Below are 15,453 nucleotides of genomic sequence, written 5' to 3'. Positions count from 1 at the left end.
GCGCGCCCACACGGTGGGGCGGCGGCCCATGGCCCGGCAAGGCGCCAGACGGTACCGCCGGACGAAAAAAAGCCCGAGCGGTGAGCCCGGGCCTTTTGAGGGTGATGGCCCGCACCGAAGCGCGGGCCATCTGATGCCATCCGGACCGGAGTTCCGGCCCGGGGAGCCGCACCCAGGGGCACGGCTCCCTTTCTGGAAGGCCCGGGCGGGTGGCCCGAACCATTCTCAGCCAGAGGCCTAGCGGAACAGCGCCAGGACCTGGGTGTAGTTGGCGTTGGCCACCGACAGCGCTTCCACAGCGAGCTGCTGCTTGGTCTGAAGCGCCGTGAGGCGGGCTGCCTCTTCCTCCAGATCGGCTTCGACCAGTGAGGCAATCGCCGCTTCCTTTGCGTCGATCACCGCCTGCACGAAGTCGCCCTGCGACCCGATGCGGCTCTGGGCCACACCGATTGCGGTCTCTGCCGAGATCGCATCCTCGATCGCTGCATCGACGATCGAGATCGTCTCCGTCAGCGTCGTGATATCGGCCGCAGCGTCGGTCAGCGCACTGATGTCGATCGTGAGGACATCAGAGCTGGTACCGCCGACCGTCCGCGACAGGTCCAGGAACCCGTCACCAGTGGCATCCATTGCCGCGGTGACCGTCACGTCGAGGTCAATCGTCGAGACCGTCAGCGTGCCGCCCGCATTGTTGGCGACACCCGCCACGGTCGAGTACGTGGCGCTGTAGGACGCCGCCGCATTGTCGACCGACAGGAGGTTCGTGCCGTTGAAGTCAGCACTGTTGGCCAGGGTCTGCATCTGCGAGATGAGGCCGTCGACCTGCTCCTGCAGTGACGCACGGTCCGCCCCCATGGTGAGGCCGGAGACCAGCACGTCACGCAACGTCTGGAGGTTTTCCCTCACACCAGCCGCCGCGGCGGCCCCGACATCGAGTGCACCCTTGCCGGATGCAAGCGAGGTCTTGACCTGCCCGAGGATACCAACCTCGGAGCGGGCGGTCTGCGCAATCGACCAGTAGGCGGCGCCATCACTGGCGTCGGCGATCTTCATCTGGGTTGCGATGCGCTTGGTGGTGGTTTCAATGTCGTTATTGAGGGACCGAAGGGCAGTGAGCGCATTCATCGCGCCGACAGAATTGTTCATCGTCTGTTACCTTACTCTACGCATGGACGTCACAGCGCCCGTTTCTGATATGAGTGAATAATCATTTTCACCCGCTCAACTTTATAGACACCGGCCTACACGCCGGTATCTGCAGACAAAGCTGTCAACGCCTGGTAATACTTCATGTCCCCAGACATTATAACGGAACAAAGCAATTGGATGCGCTTTGTGGGTGATACGCTTCGCATCAGCGTCGTACACATACAACCACAAAGAGAGCAGTTTGTTTGGTGGAATTTTCGCAGTTCTGCGCGAAGCAGCTATACGCAGTGACTTGCCAACATTCAGCAGAAATACTGGCAGCAACGTTCTCAACACATGCAAAAATGCGATAGGAGAACGAAGCTAATGGGATGGGAGGGTGCCAGCCGGTCTGTAAGCCGGGTTTTGTATGGCTGGGGCGAACCCCAACGTGACGGCCATTCATCTGGGACGTTCGTTGCCGAACGCCTCACGCGACCTACCCGAGTGGCATCGGCCGGAAACAGCCTACCACCCCTATGCGGTCTTGCTCCCGGCGGGGTTTACCATGCCGCGTCCGTTACCGTCCGCGCGGTGGGCTCTTACCCCACCGTTTCACCCTTACCGGCACGCGAAGGAACCGGCGGTCTGTTTTCTGTGGCACTTTCCCTGGGGTCGCCCCCGCCGGGTGTTACCCGGCGCCGTGTTTCCGTGGAGCCCGGACTTTCCTCCCCGGCGACCTTTCAGCCCTTGCCGGAGCGGCCGTCCAACCGGCTGGCGAGTGGGTTCTGACTGGCCGCGCGGCAAAAGGCAATCGGCCACAAGCTGCGATGCCGGCAGAATCGGGCGGCTGACACGAAAAAGGGGTCCGGCGCTAGTGGCCGAACCCCAGTTGAGGGAGGAGCAAGCAGATATTCGCACAAATGAGTGAGTGAGGGGATAACAGAAAGCGAACAATCCTCCGTTGCTGCAAGTTTGACACAAGCTCCAAAGAGGCAGCACCCGATCGCGCAGTAATCTCAATATATTGCAACCGGGGATAACTTTCGGGTTGCGCCCGGTTTTTCCACTCAGTCTGTCAGAAACGCGCTGATCCGGCCCATTGCGTCGCGCAAACTGTCTTCGCTCCGTGCAAAACAGATTCGCACGAAGCCTTCACCGTTGGCGCCAAAGGCTGTGCCGGGGGCAGTCCCGACCTTCGCCTCGTCGATCAGTCGAAACGCAGCTTCGCGCGCATTGGTCAGCCCTGCAACCTTGATGAACGCGTAAAACGCACCGTCGGGTGCTGCGTAGGTGATGCGGTTGTTGCCTTCGAATGCGCTGCTCACCACGCTGCGCCCTGCCCGGGCGCGCGCGATGGTGTGTTCGACGAACCAATCGCCCTCGTTCAGCGCGACCACGCCAGCGCGCTGCATGAAGGGCGCCACGCCGGAGGTCGAGTATTGGATCAGGTTCTCGATGGTCTGCTTGAGCTCCACCGGCGCGTGGATCCACCCCATCCGCCAGCCCGTCATCGCCCAGTTCTTGGAGAAGGTGTTGACGTAGATGATCTTCTCATCGCGCTCCGCAATGTCGAGGAACGAGTCGGCGCGTGGCGCATCGCCGTAGACGAAACGGGCATAGATCTCGTCGGCAATGATCCACAGGTCGTGCTTGCGGGCAAACGCCAGCACCTGCTCCAGCTTGTCTCTGGTGGCGGTCCACCCGGTGGGGTTGGCCGGAGAATTGAGGAAGATGGCACGGGTCGCCGGCGTCAGCGCCGTTTCCAGATCCTCGATCACCAGATGCCAGACCGCATCCTCCTCGCGCATGGGCACCGGCACCGGCCTTGCACCCAGCGCGAAGGCTGCGCCCATCACGTTGGGCCAGGTGGGCGTCGGCACAAGGATCTCGTCCCCCGCCCCGGCCGTCAACGACAGGGCAAGCGCGATCGCCTGCATCCCCGAGCCGGTGACGAAGAAGCTGTCCGGATCGAACGGGCGGCCATAAAGGCGCTCGTGATAGGCCGCCAGCGCCTCGCGCAGCGGCGGGATGCCGCGCTGGTGCGTATAGAAGGTTTCGCCGTCGGCCAGCGCCTTCTGCGCCACTTCCACGATGAAGCGCGGCGTGGGCAGGTCGCCCTCGCCGGCCCAGAGGGGAATGACGCCCGGCTTGTCGCGCCCATGGTTCACCGCATCGATGATGCCGCTGACCGGAACCCCACGCGCTGCCGGACGTAGGCCGGCCAACAGATCGCCCATCTTAGTCTCCAACTTCATGCTGCCGCGGCCATTACATGCCGAAGGCGCCAAGACAACGCGGTGTTCACCGCTTCTTCACCTTGGGGAATTTAGCATTACATATGTTCCGGATCCGCCGCGATCCTCGCAATTGCGAAGAACTGCGGTGCACACGCAAACATTATCCGCTACGCTGCGCTGCAGGACAGTGAAGCCCATGGCGCGAAAGGAGACCCGGTGAGGCGTTTGCTATCGGCCGCATTCGTGCTGTCTCTCGGGACCGTCGCCTTTCTGGCTCTCGCGGTGCCGCGCCTTTCCACGGGCATTGACGAGCGGGCCATCCGCGTCGAGCTGCAGGCCGCCACCAGCGGCGACACGCTGGACCAGCGTGTCCGCGCTGCCCTCGACGAAGGCGACGTCGACGGGGCCGAGCAATATGCGGCGCTCGCCGGCGAACTGGGCAAGCCGCTGGCGCCAAGCACCGAAGACGCGCTGTTCGAAGCGCAGGGCACCATGGCGACCATCTTGCGCAACGCCACCGATTTTGCCGGCGCCTACGTGACCGGCAACGCCGACAGCGGGGCTGGCCTTGCCGGCGCCGTCGTGTCCGACCTTACCGTTGTGGGCGATGTGCGCGACATCATCTCCGAGGGCGGAAAAGCTGCCACCGGGCAGGAATATTCGGAGTTCCTGCTGGCGCTCGCCACCATCGGCATCGCGGCCGAAGGTGCGGTCATTGCCACAGGCGGCTCCTCGCTCGTGTTCAAGGCAGGCGTTTCGGTGCTCAAGGTTGCAAAGCGCACCGGCAACCTCACGCTGGCATTCTCCCAGCGCCTGGTGCGTCTTGCACGGGCAGCAACCGGCCCGGCCGCACCCGCCGTGGTGCGCACCGGCGGCAATGGCGCAGGCCTGACCCGAACCGCGGCACGGGCCGAGCTTTCCGCCACCGTCGGCGCGGTCAACACCATGGCAGGCAACGCCGGTGCGGCCAATGCGGTCAAGCTGATGCGTTTCGTGCGCACCGGCGATGATGCGAAAAACCTTGCCACCTTCACCGGCCGTTTCGGGCGCCGCTCGCGCGCCGTGGTGGAGCTGACAGGCAAGACGGCGCTGCGCAGCTTCCGCGTTGGCATTCGCGGGCTGCGGCTTCTGATTGCGTTCCTGTGGAGCATGGTCGCCTGGCTTGCCGGGCTCATTGGCCTGCGCATCCTGCGCGGCACCGTGATGGGCGTGGTCAATCTTGTTCGTGGCACGGTCTTCGCTGTTGCCCTTCCGGCCCGGTAACGGGTTTTCTGCACAAGGCCTCCAACGCCGGTTCCCGATGGCCCCTGATCCTTTCGTCCGATGTGTGGTGTGCTGCCCGCGGCGCAGCGCGTTTCATCCTGCCCATGCCGTGAGCATCTGATGGCGCTCTATCTCCCCATCGCGGAAATGCCGATCGGCATCCTGATGATCCTGGCGATGGGGGGCGCCGTTGGCCTGATCAGCGGCCTTTTCGGCGTCGGCGGCGGCTTCCTGATGACGCCGCTCCTGATCTTTTCCGGCATCCCGCCGGCTGTGGCGGTGGCCTCGGTGACACCGCAGATCGTGGCAAGCTCCACCTCCGGGGCACTCGCCTATTTCCGGCGCGGGCAGGTGGACCTCAAACTTGCGGCCATCCTCACCCTCTCGGGCGCCGTTGGTGCCTATGCGGGCGCGGAGCTTTTCGCGCTTCTGGGCTCCCTTGGTCAGCTGACGCTGGTCATCGCGATTTCGTACACCGTGTTTCTCGCCACAATCGGCGGGCTGACCCTCAACGAGTCGGTCCGCGCCATGTTGCGGGCCCGCGCCGCCAAGCGCCGCGGCGGCGTCCAGCCCCCCGCACGGCGGGGCGGCGGTCATGGCTGGATCCATCACCTGCCGCTCAAGGTGCGCTTTCGCCGCTCGCGCCTCTACATCTCGGTGCTGCCGGTGATCGGCCTCGGGCTCAGCATCTCGTTTCTGGGCACGCTGCTCGGCATCGGCGGCGGGTTCATCATGGTTCCGGCGCTGATCTACGTTCTGAAGGTGCCCACGTCGGTGGTGGTGGGGACGTCGCTGCTGCAGATCGTCGGCGTCATGAGCATCGCCACAGTCAGCCATTCGGTCGCCTCGCAGACGGTGGACGGCGTTCTGGCGTTCATCCTCATGATTGGCGGCGTGATCGGTGCGCAGATAGGCGCGTCGCTGGGTCAGGCCATCCGGGGCGAGCAGCTGCGCGCGCTCCTCGGCCTTCTGGTGCTGGCGGTGGGGGTCCGCTTTGCCCTCAACCTCGTGCTGCCGCCCTCCAGCCTGTTCTCCATCACGGTGCTCGGCCAGTGAGGCGCTGGCTTTCCCTGCCTGGCCCACGGGCCGCCTTTGCCGCGGCCTTTTTCATGATGGCCGCCCCCGCAGACGCGGAGCAGCTGGTCGTTTCGCTGTCCAATGATCTCGTCAACATCAGCTCCGAGTTTCAGGGCGCCAACATTTCCCTGTTCGGGGTGATCGAACGCGACGCGACGACCGTGTCGCGCGCCGGCGGCTACGAGGTTCTGGTGGTGGTCAACGGCCCGCCGCACGACGTGCTGGTGCAGAAGAAGGCGCGGCGTTTCGGCATCTGGATCAATTCCGACGGCGCCACCTTCAAGGCCATCCCGTCCTACTATGCGATGCTGACCACCGCCGGAACAGAAGCAATGGTGGCCGAATGGATCGAGGCATTGCCGCGGCAGGAGGGCGTCGCGGTCCCCGCCCGCCCCGTCACCGGCCGCAGCGCCGTTTTCTACAACGCCTTTACCGAAAAGCAGGCCGAGCAAGGCCTGCACCTGAAGCGGATCGGCGCCGTCGAGAAGCTGACCCGCACCTTCTTCCACACCAACATTCCCATCCCGGGCGTTGCCGACAACGGGGACTACCAGGTCGCCATCTACCTCCTCGCAGACGGCGTTCCGCTGGACGTGGCGCAAACCGGCTTCACCCTCGCCAAGGTCGGCGTCGAGCAGCGGGTGTTCGAATTGTCGCGCCAGTCGCCTTTGGTTTACGGACTGGCGGTGGTGGTCCTCGCGCTGGTCACGGGCTATGTGGGCGGTGTCGTCTTCCGCAGAAATTGAGGACCCATGTCCCGGCCAATATTGCCCATCGCCATCGGCCTTTCCGGACTGCTGCCCTTCATTGCCGCGGCCGTGGGCGTCGCAGTGCTGCCGCCGTTCCTGCAACCGATCGCCTTTTACACCGCCCTTGTGTACGGCCTTGCCATCCTGTGCTTCCTCGGCGGCGTTCACTGGGGTATCGCGCTCCAGGGCGGCAGTGGGGCGCGCTACATCTGGTCCGTGGTGTCTCCGCTTCTGGGCTTTGTGGCCGTGTTCGCGCCGCGGCCAGTGGCCCTGTTCGCGCTCGCTGGTGCGTTCATCATGATCGGCATCGTCGACATCGCGATCTTCCGGCGCACCGGGCCAAGGTGGTACGCCGGCCTTCGGGCCGTTCTCACGCTGGTTGTTTCGGTCTGCCTGATCTTCGTCGCGTCGCAGGCTGGCGATCTGCGGGTCGACCCGTTCGGCTCTATCGTCCGCCCGGCCTGAGCGCGCTTTCGTAAAGCGCAAAGGCGGCGCGCGCCGTGACGGTGAGGCTCGGCGCGGCATTTCCCAGCGCGTCGTCCAGTGTTTGCGGCCCCTGCGCGATGGCGAAAGCCGCGGTCACGCCGGCTGCACCCAGCGCATCGGGCTGAGCGGCAACGCGGCCTGCAAACGCAAGACACGGCACCCCGGCGGCCATGGCCATGCGCGCAATGCCCACCGGCCCCTTGCCGCCGAGCGATTGGCCATCCAGCGACCCTTCGCCGGTGACCACCAGATCAGCGCGGCGAATGGCCTCTTCCAGTTTGTGGTGGGCCTGCACCAGGGCGAACCCATCCGTCGCAGTGGTGGGTGAAATGGCGCTGAGGCCGGTCATCATCCCGCCTGCGGCGCCTGCAAAGGGCTCGGCCGCGTAGCTGCCCCGGCCAAGCGCTGCAGCCACCATATCGTCGAAATGGCCCAGCGCCGCATCGAACGCCGCCACTTCCTCCGGCTTCACGCCCTTCTGCGGCCCGAACACCGCGGCAGCCCCGTTGGGCCCGGTCAGCGGATTATCCACGTCGGCCGCAACGATGATGCGCGCGCGGCCTGCCCTCGGATCGAGTCCCGAAAGATCCACGCCGGCAACCCTCGCCAGCGCGCGACCGGCCGGGATGCCAAGGTCTTTGCCCGAAGCGTCGGCGAAACGACCGCCGAGCGCGTGGAGGGCCCCTGCCCCGCCATCGACGGAGATGCTGCCGCCGAGCGCCACCACAATCTCGTGGGCGCCCGCATCCAGCGCGGCCAGAATGAGATCGCCGACGCCGACGCTGCTGGCCTTGTCGGGGTCATAGCCAGCGTCCTTCGCGGCCGCATGTCCGGCGATGGCGGCCATCTCGATCACGGCACGCCCGGCCCCCGCATCATGGGCAAAATACGCCGGCGCGGTGCCGCCGAACGGGCCGCGCGCAACACCCTCGACGCGCGCGGTACCGGGGCCGGACAGGGCATCGATGGTGCCCTCGCCGCCGTCTGCAATGGGAAGGCAGACGAATGTGGCGTGGGCGGACAGCGCGCTTTGCGCAAGGCCGGCCGCTATGGCTGCGTTGGCTTCAGCCGCAGTCAGGCTGCCGCGAAACTTGTCGCAAGCAATGAGAATGTGCACCGCAATAGCCTCGAAGCGCGGCAGCGCGCAGCGACCGCGGGTGGTAAAGACGAGTGACCGGCGAACACCCGCCGCCGCGCCGGATCAGTCTTGCCGGAATATCAGGCTGGAACGCGGTTTGAAACGGTGGACACGGCCTGCGGCATACCGACCAGTGGGATCGACCAGCCGGCAGCCAGATCGTTCAGCATGGATCTGGTCCGGGCGCGGCTATCGGCAGTAAGGTTAACGTGAATTTCGGTGGCGCCGCCCCGGATTGCCCGCAAGATGGCGTCGCCGTGAACGGCGTAAAGATCTTCGCTGATACAGTCTGCCGCGCCGGCCAGAAGCGGTGTCCGCGCTCCATCCGGCTCACGACGAACAAGAATGAACGAACCGCGCTCGCAGCAGTCGAAGTCCTTGAGGCTGAAAACTGAGGTGAGATAGTAATTGCTGCTGTACCCCTGCCACCAGAACAGGTCGAGGGCACGGGGGGATCCCCCATCGGCGGCAGATGTAAAATCGTCGATCAGCATAAAGCCTCCGTTGCCAACTCACGCGGTTAGCGTCTTTTGACACGCTTCATCTTACCGCAATTCTAAAGGGTTGAACGAAGGTGGAACGTCGCCGCATACTTTTTACCAGCTATCCACCGGCTGTGGAAAACGGCGCCGAAATCTTGATCAACCGTGTACATGCTGGCGGATCGAAGACGAAGCACACTGTTTTTATCGGTGAGGACCCACGGAAAATTCATCCAGGCTAAGAATTTGGTAACGTTAAACCCATGCGGACAAATCGCTTTTTCGCCTTAGTGTTTTTCCGGGCGGAAATTCGAATCAGTCCGGCAATGTCAATCAAATCATTTATGCGTGGCCTGTGATTGGCCAGCACGTGTCGCCATGTCGCAACACCGCTCCCCCGCGACCGGAACGGACACGCCGCCAAAGCCTCAGACTCCGGCGGCCGCGTCGCCCGATTGTTTCCGGCAGAACAGTTTGGTGAGGGTCACGCGACACAGGCCTGACGGAAATAGCAGCAGTCCGTCTGGATTTTGAGCGAAGAAAATCTCACGGGCCTGTAATGTTCTTTCCATCAAAAGCGAAAATGCGCACGACTGCGGAACTGTTCCGCAAACCGGGTGCGGTGCAGGACCCTATTGCGCTGCCGCCAGAATTCTCGCAGCCGCGACCGTGGCACCGCTTTCAGCCACGATCTGTGGCGCGGCGGTGCGGATGGTGCGGGCCATCATCCGGTCGGCCAGAACGGCGGCAATGGCCGCACCGCCGCGGCCGCCATAGGCCCAGCGGGGAACCACCCGCGCAACGCCGGCGCGCACGGCCCGTGCGCTGTTGTCCGGCTGGTCGTGCGAGAACGGGACGAGGACCATGGGTGTTCCGGCGGCAATCGCGAGGGCAATGGTGCCGATCCCCCCCTGGTGCACGACCAGCGACGCCCGCGGAAACACCGACTGGTAGGGTGCGACCGCAGCGGCCATCAGATCCGGCCCCAGCGGCAGTCCCGCACTGTTTTCCGGCCGGCCGACAAGGAGGAGCGCCCGTTTGCCGAGCCGGCGTGCATGCGCGGCACTGTGAACGAAGAACCGCCGCGCCGCGTGCGCCGACGCCGACCCCAGCGTGAACACGATGGGCGGCGGGCCGTTGCCCAGAAACGCCTCGATGTCAGGCGCAAGCGGCGCCGCGCCGGTCTGGAGCACCTGGCCGGTCTGCACCGTGCCGGGCGGCGCATCGGCGGGAAGCCCCCCCAGAAGCGGCGAATACAAGGCAAGCACCCCGTCCGGCGAGTGCTGACCGGAAAAGACCGGATGGTCCGGATACTCGCCCAGCCCTTCGGCGCGTCGATAGGCGCGCAGCGGGGCCACCCAGCTTTCGATCCCCTTCCGGGCGCTTTTCAGAAGCCACGCGTTGTAAGAGGGCCGGCCCTTGATGAAGGGGAGCATCGGCAGCCGCGGCGGGTCCTCCGCACTGAACAGCATCGCCGGCTGGAACGCGCTTGAGAGCCAGGGAATGCCGGTGCGCGCAGCAACCAGCGGCGCAGCCAGCGCCAGGGTCACGCTGACCAGCACGTTCGCATCCGCGCAGGCCGCCATCAGGTCCGCATCGCTCTGCGCGATGGCGGGGACAAGATATTCCCTGTAAGCGAACGCCGGCCCCCGGGTGCGGTGCATGAAGCGCGCGTGAAATGTTGCGTCAGACGGGCGGTCCGGCCGCATTGGCGCATGGATCAGGCCCGCACCTTCGACAGCGCCGCGGTGGGCATCGTGGGTCGCAACCACCACGCGGTGCCCGCCTTCGCGCAACACCTTCCCTATTTCCAGAAAGGGCACGAGGTCGCCGAGCGACCCATGGCTGGCGAAGACAACCTTCACAAAAGGCTCCTCACGTCCCGCTCCGGAGCGCGCGCGGCAAAGGCGCCACGGCGCATGGCGTCAGTTGCCGGGAAACCAGCTGGTGTCGATCTGGTGCGAAAAATTATACTCGCAGATTTCACGCATCCGGTCGGGATCCAGCAGGATGATGCGGTTGCCCTGACGGCGCACCAGCCGGTCACGCTCGATGCGCGAAATCGTCTTCGACACATAGACGTTGGTGAGGCCGAGAAAATCGGCAAGTTCGCCCTGGGTCAGCGGCAAGCGGAAACCGTCGCCAACGTCGGGCACGGTCAGCGAAAGCCGGTCCGCAATCTCGAGGAGGAGATAGCACAGGCGCTCGTAAGCGCTGAGGCGCCCGATGGCGCGGATCCGGTCCAGCAGGACGGCCGACTCCTTGACCGTCATCGAGAACAGCAGCGCGGTCAGCCGCGGCGAGCGCACCATCAACGGTTCAAGCCCCGCTTTGGGGAACGGGCAGAGTGTGGCCGCCGTCACGCACTTGATGTCGTGCTGGGCCCGCTCCAGCGCAATTTCCGACAGATCGACAATGTCGCCGGGGTAAAACAGACGCAGAAGCTGGCGGCGTCCATCCGCCAGAATGGAATAGGAGACCAGCCAACCGCTCTTGACCACGAACATTTCCGTCACCGGGTCGCCCGTCCGCCTGACGAGTTGCTCCTTCTCGTAGGAGCGTTCGTCGGTTTCCAGCACCGCCAGAAGACGGCGATCGGCCTCGCTCAACTCGACGAATTTGCTGAGTTTCGAGAACAGGCAGCTTTCAGTCACGGTCGATGGTCTCTCAAACTCAGATGCCTTTGCCGGCAGCACTCACTCACCACACAGAGTAGTCGAAATCCGTTCGGTTTTTCACTGCAATCAACATTGCCCGCTATCGGTTTATCGAGCGGGGGGCGGCGAAGTCAAACGAACCGCGCCGGACACGGCGGGGAGAAACTCCCGGTGCCTTCCGGGCGCGCCCCGGCTATATTCCATTGCCTCGACGAACGAACCCGGTTCGATCCGGCCAGGGCCATAACGCCCGAGCGTTGCACGCTCATCGGCAATCGCTTACTAAAAGAGCTGTCTGAAGTTAAGGGCATTTCATGGCTCGCGCGTTCTTTGCCACCTTGATTGCGACAATCGCGGTCACCACGCTGATGTATATGAACGTGCGTTTAGACCTTTATCCCGAATTCGATATTCTTCAGGACATCGAGGGGTTCAACGCGCGGATCGGCCTGCCGGCCACCGAACAGGCGGTCTGGGTCACGCACCTTCTGATCGGCATCGGCCTTTACGGGCTGGTCTTTGCGCTGCTGGAGCCGATCCTGCCCGGCCGCGGCTTTGCCAGCGGCCTGTGGTTCGGCGTTCTCACGTGGCTGGCGATGATGCTGGTCTTCATGCCCATGTCGGGCCACGAGATCTTCGCGCTCGACCTGCCACCGGTGTTCATCACCATGACGCTTGGGCTCAACCTTCTTTACGGCGGCATCCTCGGCGTCAGCTACGCAGCGTTCGGCGACGAATAGCGCACGAAGCGCGGCCGCCGGCGCTGGATCAGACGGCGTCAGTCGGCAGCCTTGCGCCGCGCGATGGGTCGGGCAGGAAACAGCCGGTCGAGCTTGGCGGCGCCGATCACCGGCCCCGGCCCCTTGTAGGTTTCCACCTGGGCAATCACGTAGCAGCCGGCACGGGGCTGCTTCTCGATGTCGCTCAGCGGAATGTCCAGCGTCAGCGCGCCTCCGGTCCACATGCCGATGGGGCGCATCTCCCGCACCACGTTGTGGTAGGTGAGCTTGCGGCCGCGGTTCTCGCCCCCTCTGATCGGCACGACAACCTTTTCGTCGACAATGAAGACCCAGAGATTGGCCTTGTCGAACTGCGTTTTGGCCGCACCCACGTCCACATGCAAAACCCCGGAACGGATCTCCAGGTCGATGGGCACAGGCAGCGGATTACGGCCGGCGGCGCGCACGACGTCGAGGATCGCCTCGTGGTCGCTGCCGACCACGTCCTCGCGCCCGTTCACCACCATTTGCGGAGTGTAGACGTCGCGGTCGCCCCGTGCTCTCGAATATTCCATCTGGCGCCGGGTGGCCGGCTTGGTGGCCAGCGTGTCTTCCCAACCCAGAAAATCCCAGAGCTGGACGGGCAGCGTGACAGCCAGAATGCCGTCATCCTTTTCCAGCCTGTGCAACAGTGCGTCGGCCGCCGGGCAGGAAGCGCACCCCTGGCTGGTAAAAAGCTCCACAAAGGCGCTCGGCGCATCCGCAGCGTTCGCGGCCACCGGCGTGACGAAGGTGGCCGATGCGACGGTGAGCGCTCCGAGGATGACGTGAATCACGGCGCACTCCTTCCGAAATCGTGAGAGTTGGATGCCGATACGGCGCAACTTGCGCGGACCCGTGCCCGGCCATGACCGCAACTTAGGGGGTTGCGCCGGCGAACGCCAATCACTGACGGGTGATAGAAAATCTCGTCCGGCCGGTGCCGGTCGAAGCCAGTCACAACCGCGCCGTCTCGCTGCCCTCGGGGTTGACGAAGGGGCCGCCCGCCGCCCGCTCCTGGGTCAGCGCCCAGTGGACAGACGGGAACGCCAGATCGTCCCACGGCAACGCATCCTCCGGAAAAAGGCGCACGGCCTCGCTTTCCGGGCCCGGCGCAAACGACGCGGACCCAAGCCGGGCACGGTAGATCAGCTGCACCTGGCCGATCCGCTTGATGGTGTAGACCGCAAGCAGCCCCTCGATGGAAATGTCTGCCGTCGCCTCCTCGAAGGCTTCGCGGGCGGCCCCCTCTTGCGGGCTCTCGCCATGCTCCATGTATCCCGCGGGCAACGTCCATTTCCCGCGCGACGGCTCAATCGCCCGGCGGCAGAGGAGGATCTGGCGCTCGAAGCGCACCACGGCGCCGACCACGATCTTCGGGTTGTCGTAGGCCACATAGCCGCAGTGGTCGCAGAGCTGCCGGGGCAGCGTGTCGCCATCCGGCGTCGCCTCCCGGAATGACGGCTTCATGCGCCCGGAACCGGCGCGGCGTCCGCCAGAAGCGCGCGCATCGTATCGCCGAACGCACCGGCCAGCACCTCCTCGGTGAGCGGCCCCACGTGCTTGGCGCGGATCACCCCGTCCGGCCCGACGACATAGGTTTCGGGCACACCATAGACGCCCCACTCGATCACGCGCCGCCCATCCGGATCGACGCCGATGGCATCGTAGGGATTGCCAAGTTCAGTCAGAAAGTCGCGCGCTGCGGTCACGCGGTCCTTGTAGTTGAGGCCCACGGTCTGAAGGCCCGGCGTTCTGGCAAGCTCCATCAGGTATGGATGCTCCACCCGGCACGGTGCGCACCAGGACGCGAACACATTGACGAGCGTCACCTTGCCGGCAAAGTCGGCGCTGGCGACACCGGGGTGCGCGTCGGACAGCGGCGGAAACGCCGTGTCGGGGGCCGTCTTGCCGATCAGCGCGGACGGAACGACGGTGCGGTCCGCTCCGTCGGTCACACGAAAGGCGAACACGGCGGCCAGCGCAAGAAACAGCACCAGCGGCAGCGCCAGAAGAACGCGCGTGCTAGCGGTCACGGGCGGCACCCTGGCGTTCGGCGGCCCGTTCGGCGCGGGCAAGCGCCTTGCGGGCAGAGCGGCGATCGACCACCACCCAGGCGACGATGCCGCCCAGCGAAGCAGCCCCGATGGCATAGGCGCTGATGACGTAGGCGGCGTATTGCCCGGTCATCGCATGGCCTCGACCGTGCGCAGCCGCAGGCTCCGAGCGCGCCGCCGCAGGAGTTCGGAGCGCATGGCCGCCAGATGCACGGTGGCAAAGAACAGCATGAACGCCCCGCCCATCACGAACAGCGGCACCAGCATGGAGCCATCGATGGTCGGCCCGTCGAACCGCATGACGCTGGCGGGCTGATGCAGCGTGTTCCACCAGTCCACCGAAAACTTGATGATCGGGATGTTGATGACGCCGACAAGAATGGTGATGGCCGTGACGCGCGCCGCCCGCACCGGTTCGTCCACCGCACGCCACAGCGCAATCAGGCCCAGATACATGAAGAACAGGATGAGCATCGAGGTAAGCCGTGCATCCCAGACCCACCATGCGCCCCACATCGGCTTGCCCCAGACCGAGCCTGTGGCCAGCGCTGCAAAGGTGAACACCGCCCCGATGGGCGCCGCCACCTTGGCCGCAACGTCCGCCAGCGGGTGTTTCCACACCAGCGTGCCAAGCGCTGCCGACGTCATCACCATGTAGGTAAACATTGCCATCCAAGCCGATGGAACATGAATGTACATGATGCGTACCGTGGCGCCCTGCTGGTAATCCTCCGGCGAGGCCCACAGCGCATAATAGAGGCCGACGCCAAGGACGATTGCCGTCAGCCCGGCCAGCCACGGCACGAGCCGGTCCGCCAGGCTGGCGAAGCGGCCGGGATTGAGGATCGAAGGCGCGCGCGCGCCGCTGGTGAGTGTGGACATTCCGCCTCCTGTTGCGCCACCATAATGCGGCCGGCCCGGCCGGGGAAGCGGAACGCATTGGCGCACGTCAAACGGTTGCCGTGCCCGGTCATGTTCGCTAAACGGGTGGCCGACGTTGGGGCGTAGCCAAGCGGTAAGGCAGCGGTTTTTGGTACCGCCATGCGATGGTTCGAATCCATCCGCCCCAGCCAGCCTGCTGTTATGCTAATTTTCCCCTGCAATTACAACGGCCTAGCGATCTGGTTAGATTCGCTGCAGACCCATCTGCAGACCCAAGTGCAGACCCACGCATGCACCGCGTCTCAAACGGGCGCCTTGCGGGCATAGCCGAACACGTAGCGGTCGATATCCCCAGCGAGGGTCTCGACGGCGTCCAGGTCGATGTGCGGAGTGCTGAAGGCACGACGGTTCAAACCGTGGACCTCGAACATGGAACGCTCCTCGTCGAGGAAGTTGCGGAGGTGGTTCCAGCACACCATGCAGCGGTACTTGGGGACCATCGAAGGCCGTATGCTGCTGCATCCCGACAGGGGAAA

The 15,453-nt window shown here is 64.8% G+C and carries 17 protein-coding genes, 1 tRNA gene and 1 other RNA gene; 6 read left to right on the top strand and 13 right to left on the bottom strand.

What is annotated here, in order from left to right; translation table 11 throughout:
* Positions 1 to 237: 237 nt before the first annotated feature.
* From RDV64_RS12115 to RDV64_RS12105, 3 genes are all read right to left on the bottom strand, one after another.
* Positions 238 to 1,146: a flagellin gene (locus tag RDV64_RS12115; RefSeq protein ID WP_309195179.1), complete on the bottom strand. Its 909-nt coding sequence runs from the start codon at positions 1,144 to 1,146 to the stop codon at positions 238 to 240.
* Positions 1,147 to 1,527: 381 nt separating this feature from the next.
* An RNA gene (gene rnpB, locus RDV64_RS12110) (RNase P RNA component class A) lies at positions 1,528 to 1,906 on the bottom strand.
* 292 nt (positions 1,907 to 2,198) lie between these two features.
* Entirely contained in the window at positions 2,199 to 3,368 is a 1,170-nt protein-coding gene (locus tag RDV64_RS12105) for a pyridoxal phosphate-dependent aminotransferase (protein WP_309195178.1), read from the bottom strand.
* Between the two features lie 216 nt (positions 3,369 to 3,584).
* On the opposite strand from RDV64_RS12105, the gene RDV64_RS12100 reads away from it, so the two are divergent.
* From RDV64_RS12100 to RDV64_RS12085, 4 genes are all read left to right on the top strand, one after another.
* Positions 3,585 to 4,631, top strand: a complete 1,047-nt coding sequence (locus tag RDV64_RS12100; protein WP_309195177.1) for a hypothetical protein — start codon at positions 3,585 to 3,587, stop codon at positions 4,629 to 4,631.
* A 120-nt stretch (positions 4,632 to 4,751) separates the two neighbouring features.
* Entirely contained in the window at positions 4,752 to 5,687 is a 936-nt protein-coding gene (locus tag RDV64_RS12095) for a sulfite exporter TauE/SafE family protein (protein WP_309195176.1), read from the top strand.
* Between the two features lie 53 nt (positions 5,688 to 5,740).
* Positions 5,741 to 6,454, top strand: a complete 714-nt coding sequence (locus RDV64_RS12090) for a TIGR02186 family protein (RefSeq protein ID WP_309195175.1) — start codon at positions 5,741 to 5,743, stop codon at positions 6,452 to 6,454.
* A 6-nt stretch (positions 6,455 to 6,460) separates the two neighbouring features.
* Positions 6,461 to 6,922: a DUF3429 domain-containing protein gene (locus tag RDV64_RS12085; protein ID WP_309195174.1), complete on the top strand. Its 462-nt coding sequence runs from the start codon at positions 6,461 to 6,463 to the stop codon at positions 6,920 to 6,922.
* Here RDV64_RS12085 and RDV64_RS12080 read toward each other — a convergent pair.
* The 4 genes from RDV64_RS12080 to RDV64_RS12065 form a co-directional block, all read right to left on the bottom strand.
* The gene (locus tag RDV64_RS12080; RefSeq protein ID WP_309195173.1) at positions 6,903 to 8,060 is read right to left on the bottom strand and encodes a glycerate kinase; all 1,158 of its coding nucleotides are present in this window, start codon (positions 8,058 to 8,060) and stop codon (positions 6,903 to 6,905) included. The genes RDV64_RS12085 and RDV64_RS12080 overlap by 20 nt on opposite strands.
* Before the next feature lie 101 nt (positions 8,061 to 8,161).
* Positions 8,162 to 8,575: a hypothetical protein gene (locus RDV64_RS12075; protein ID WP_309195172.1), complete on the bottom strand. Its 414-nt coding sequence runs from the start codon at positions 8,573 to 8,575 to the stop codon at positions 8,162 to 8,164.
* 620 nt (positions 8,576 to 9,195) lie between these two features.
* Complete coding sequence (locus tag RDV64_RS12070) at positions 9,196 to 10,428, bottom strand: glycosyltransferase (protein WP_309195171.1); 1,233 nt, start codon at positions 10,426 to 10,428, stop codon at positions 9,196 to 9,198.
* Between the two features lie 60 nt (positions 10,429 to 10,488).
* On the bottom strand, positions 10,489 to 11,217 hold the full coding sequence (locus RDV64_RS12065) for a Crp/Fnr family transcriptional regulator (protein ID WP_309195170.1): 729 nt from the start codon (positions 11,215 to 11,217) through the stop codon (positions 10,489 to 10,491).
* A 317-nt stretch (positions 11,218 to 11,534) separates the two neighbouring features.
* Between RDV64_RS12065 and RDV64_RS12060 the strand changes: the two genes are divergently transcribed.
* Positions 11,535 to 11,960: a DUF6789 family protein gene (locus RDV64_RS12060; RefSeq protein ID WP_309195169.1), complete on the top strand. Its 426-nt coding sequence runs from the start codon at positions 11,535 to 11,537 to the stop codon at positions 11,958 to 11,960.
* A 38-nt stretch (positions 11,961 to 11,998) separates the two neighbouring features.
* On the opposite strand, the gene RDV64_RS12055 is transcribed toward RDV64_RS12060, so the two are convergent.
* From RDV64_RS12055 to RDV64_RS12035, 5 genes are all read right to left on the bottom strand, one after another.
* Complete coding sequence (locus tag RDV64_RS12055; RefSeq protein WP_309195168.1) at positions 11,999 to 12,775, bottom strand: DUF1223 domain-containing protein; 777 nt, start codon at positions 12,773 to 12,775, stop codon at positions 11,999 to 12,001.
* Between the two features lie 160 nt (positions 12,776 to 12,935).
* The gene (locus tag RDV64_RS12050; protein WP_309195167.1) at positions 12,936 to 13,448 is read right to left on the bottom strand and encodes an NUDIX hydrolase; all 513 of its coding nucleotides are present in this window, start codon (positions 13,446 to 13,448) and stop codon (positions 12,936 to 12,938) included.
* Positions 13,445 to 14,014 (bottom strand): DsbE family thiol:disulfide interchange protein, encoded by a 570-nt coding sequence (locus RDV64_RS12045; protein WP_309195166.1) that lies wholly within the window; start codon positions 14,012 to 14,014, stop codon positions 13,445 to 13,447. The genes RDV64_RS12050 and RDV64_RS12045 overlap by 4 nt, the downstream gene beginning before the upstream one ends.
* Positions 14,004 to 14,168, bottom strand: a complete 165-nt coding sequence (gene ccmD / locus RDV64_RS12040) for a heme exporter protein CcmD (RefSeq protein WP_309195165.1) — start codon at positions 14,166 to 14,168, stop codon at positions 14,004 to 14,006. The genes RDV64_RS12045 and ccmD overlap by 11 nt, the downstream gene beginning before the upstream one ends.
* Positions 14,165 to 14,917: a heme ABC transporter permease gene (locus tag RDV64_RS12035; RefSeq protein WP_309195164.1), complete on the bottom strand. Its 753-nt coding sequence runs from the start codon at positions 14,915 to 14,917 to the stop codon at positions 14,165 to 14,167. Before RDV64_RS12035 ends, ccmD begins: the two co-directional genes overlap by 4 nt.
* A gap of 116 nt (positions 14,918 to 15,033) precedes the next feature.
* Between RDV64_RS12035 and RDV64_RS12030 the strand changes: the two genes are divergently transcribed.
* A tRNA-Gln gene (locus RDV64_RS12030) sits at positions 15,034 to 15,108 on the top strand.
* A 111-nt stretch (positions 15,109 to 15,219) separates the two neighbouring features.
* On the opposite strand, the gene RDV64_RS12025 is transcribed toward RDV64_RS12030, so the two are convergent.
* Complete coding sequence (locus RDV64_RS12025; protein ID WP_309195163.1) at positions 15,220 to 15,417, bottom strand: hypothetical protein; 198 nt, start codon at positions 15,415 to 15,417, stop codon at positions 15,220 to 15,222.
* Positions 15,418 to 15,453: the final 36 nt, after the last annotated feature.

The sequence above is a fragment of the Acuticoccus sp. MNP-M23 genome (assembly GCF_031195445.1).
Taxonomy (GTDB): Bacteria; Pseudomonadota; Alphaproteobacteria; order Rhizobiales; family Amorphaceae; genus Acuticoccus.
Note: the sequence above shows the minus strand (reverse complement) of the source record. Positions and strands in the feature narration are given on the sequence as shown.

Bases quoted from the DNA above. Each gene is read 5' to 3' on its own strand.
- RDV64_RS12105 (WP_309195178.1), bottom strand. From the start codon at position 3,368: ATGGGCGATCTGTTGGCCGGCCTACGTCCGGCAGCGCGTGGGGTTCCG.
- ccmD (WP_309195165.1), bottom strand. From the start codon at position 14,168: ATGACCGGGCAATACGCCGCCTACGTCATCAGCGCCTATGCCATCGGG.
- RDV64_RS12115 (WP_309195179.1), bottom strand. From the start codon at position 1,146: ATGAACAATTCTGTCGGCGCGATGAATGCGCTCACTGCCCTTCGGTCC.
- RDV64_RS12090 (WP_309195175.1), top strand. From the start codon at position 5,741: ATGATGGCCGCCCCCGCAGACGCGGAGCAGCTGGTCGTTTCGCTGTCC.
- RDV64_RS12050 (WP_309195167.1), bottom strand. From the start codon at position 13,448: ATGAAGCCGTCATTCCGGGAGGCGACGCCGGATGGCGACACGCTGCCC.
- RDV64_RS12035 (WP_309195164.1), bottom strand. From the start codon at position 14,917: ATGTCCACACTCACCAGCGGCGCGCGCGCGCCTTCGATCCTCAATCCC.
- RDV64_RS12095 (WP_309195176.1), top strand. From the start codon at position 4,752: ATGGCGCTCTATCTCCCCATCGCGGAAATGCCGATCGGCATCCTGATG.
- RDV64_RS12025 (WP_309195163.1), bottom strand. From the start codon at position 15,417: ATGGTCCCCAAGTACCGCTGCATGGTGTGCTGGAACCACCTCCGCAAC.
- RDV64_RS12060 (WP_309195169.1), top strand. From the start codon at position 11,535: ATGGCTCGCGCGTTCTTTGCCACCTTGATTGCGACAATCGCGGTCACC.
- RDV64_RS12085 (WP_309195174.1), top strand. From the start codon at position 6,461: ATGTCCCGGCCAATATTGCCCATCGCCATCGGCCTTTCCGGACTGCTG.
- RDV64_RS12075 (WP_309195172.1), bottom strand. From the start codon at position 8,575: ATGCTGATCGACGATTTTACATCTGCCGCCGATGGGGGATCCCCCCGT.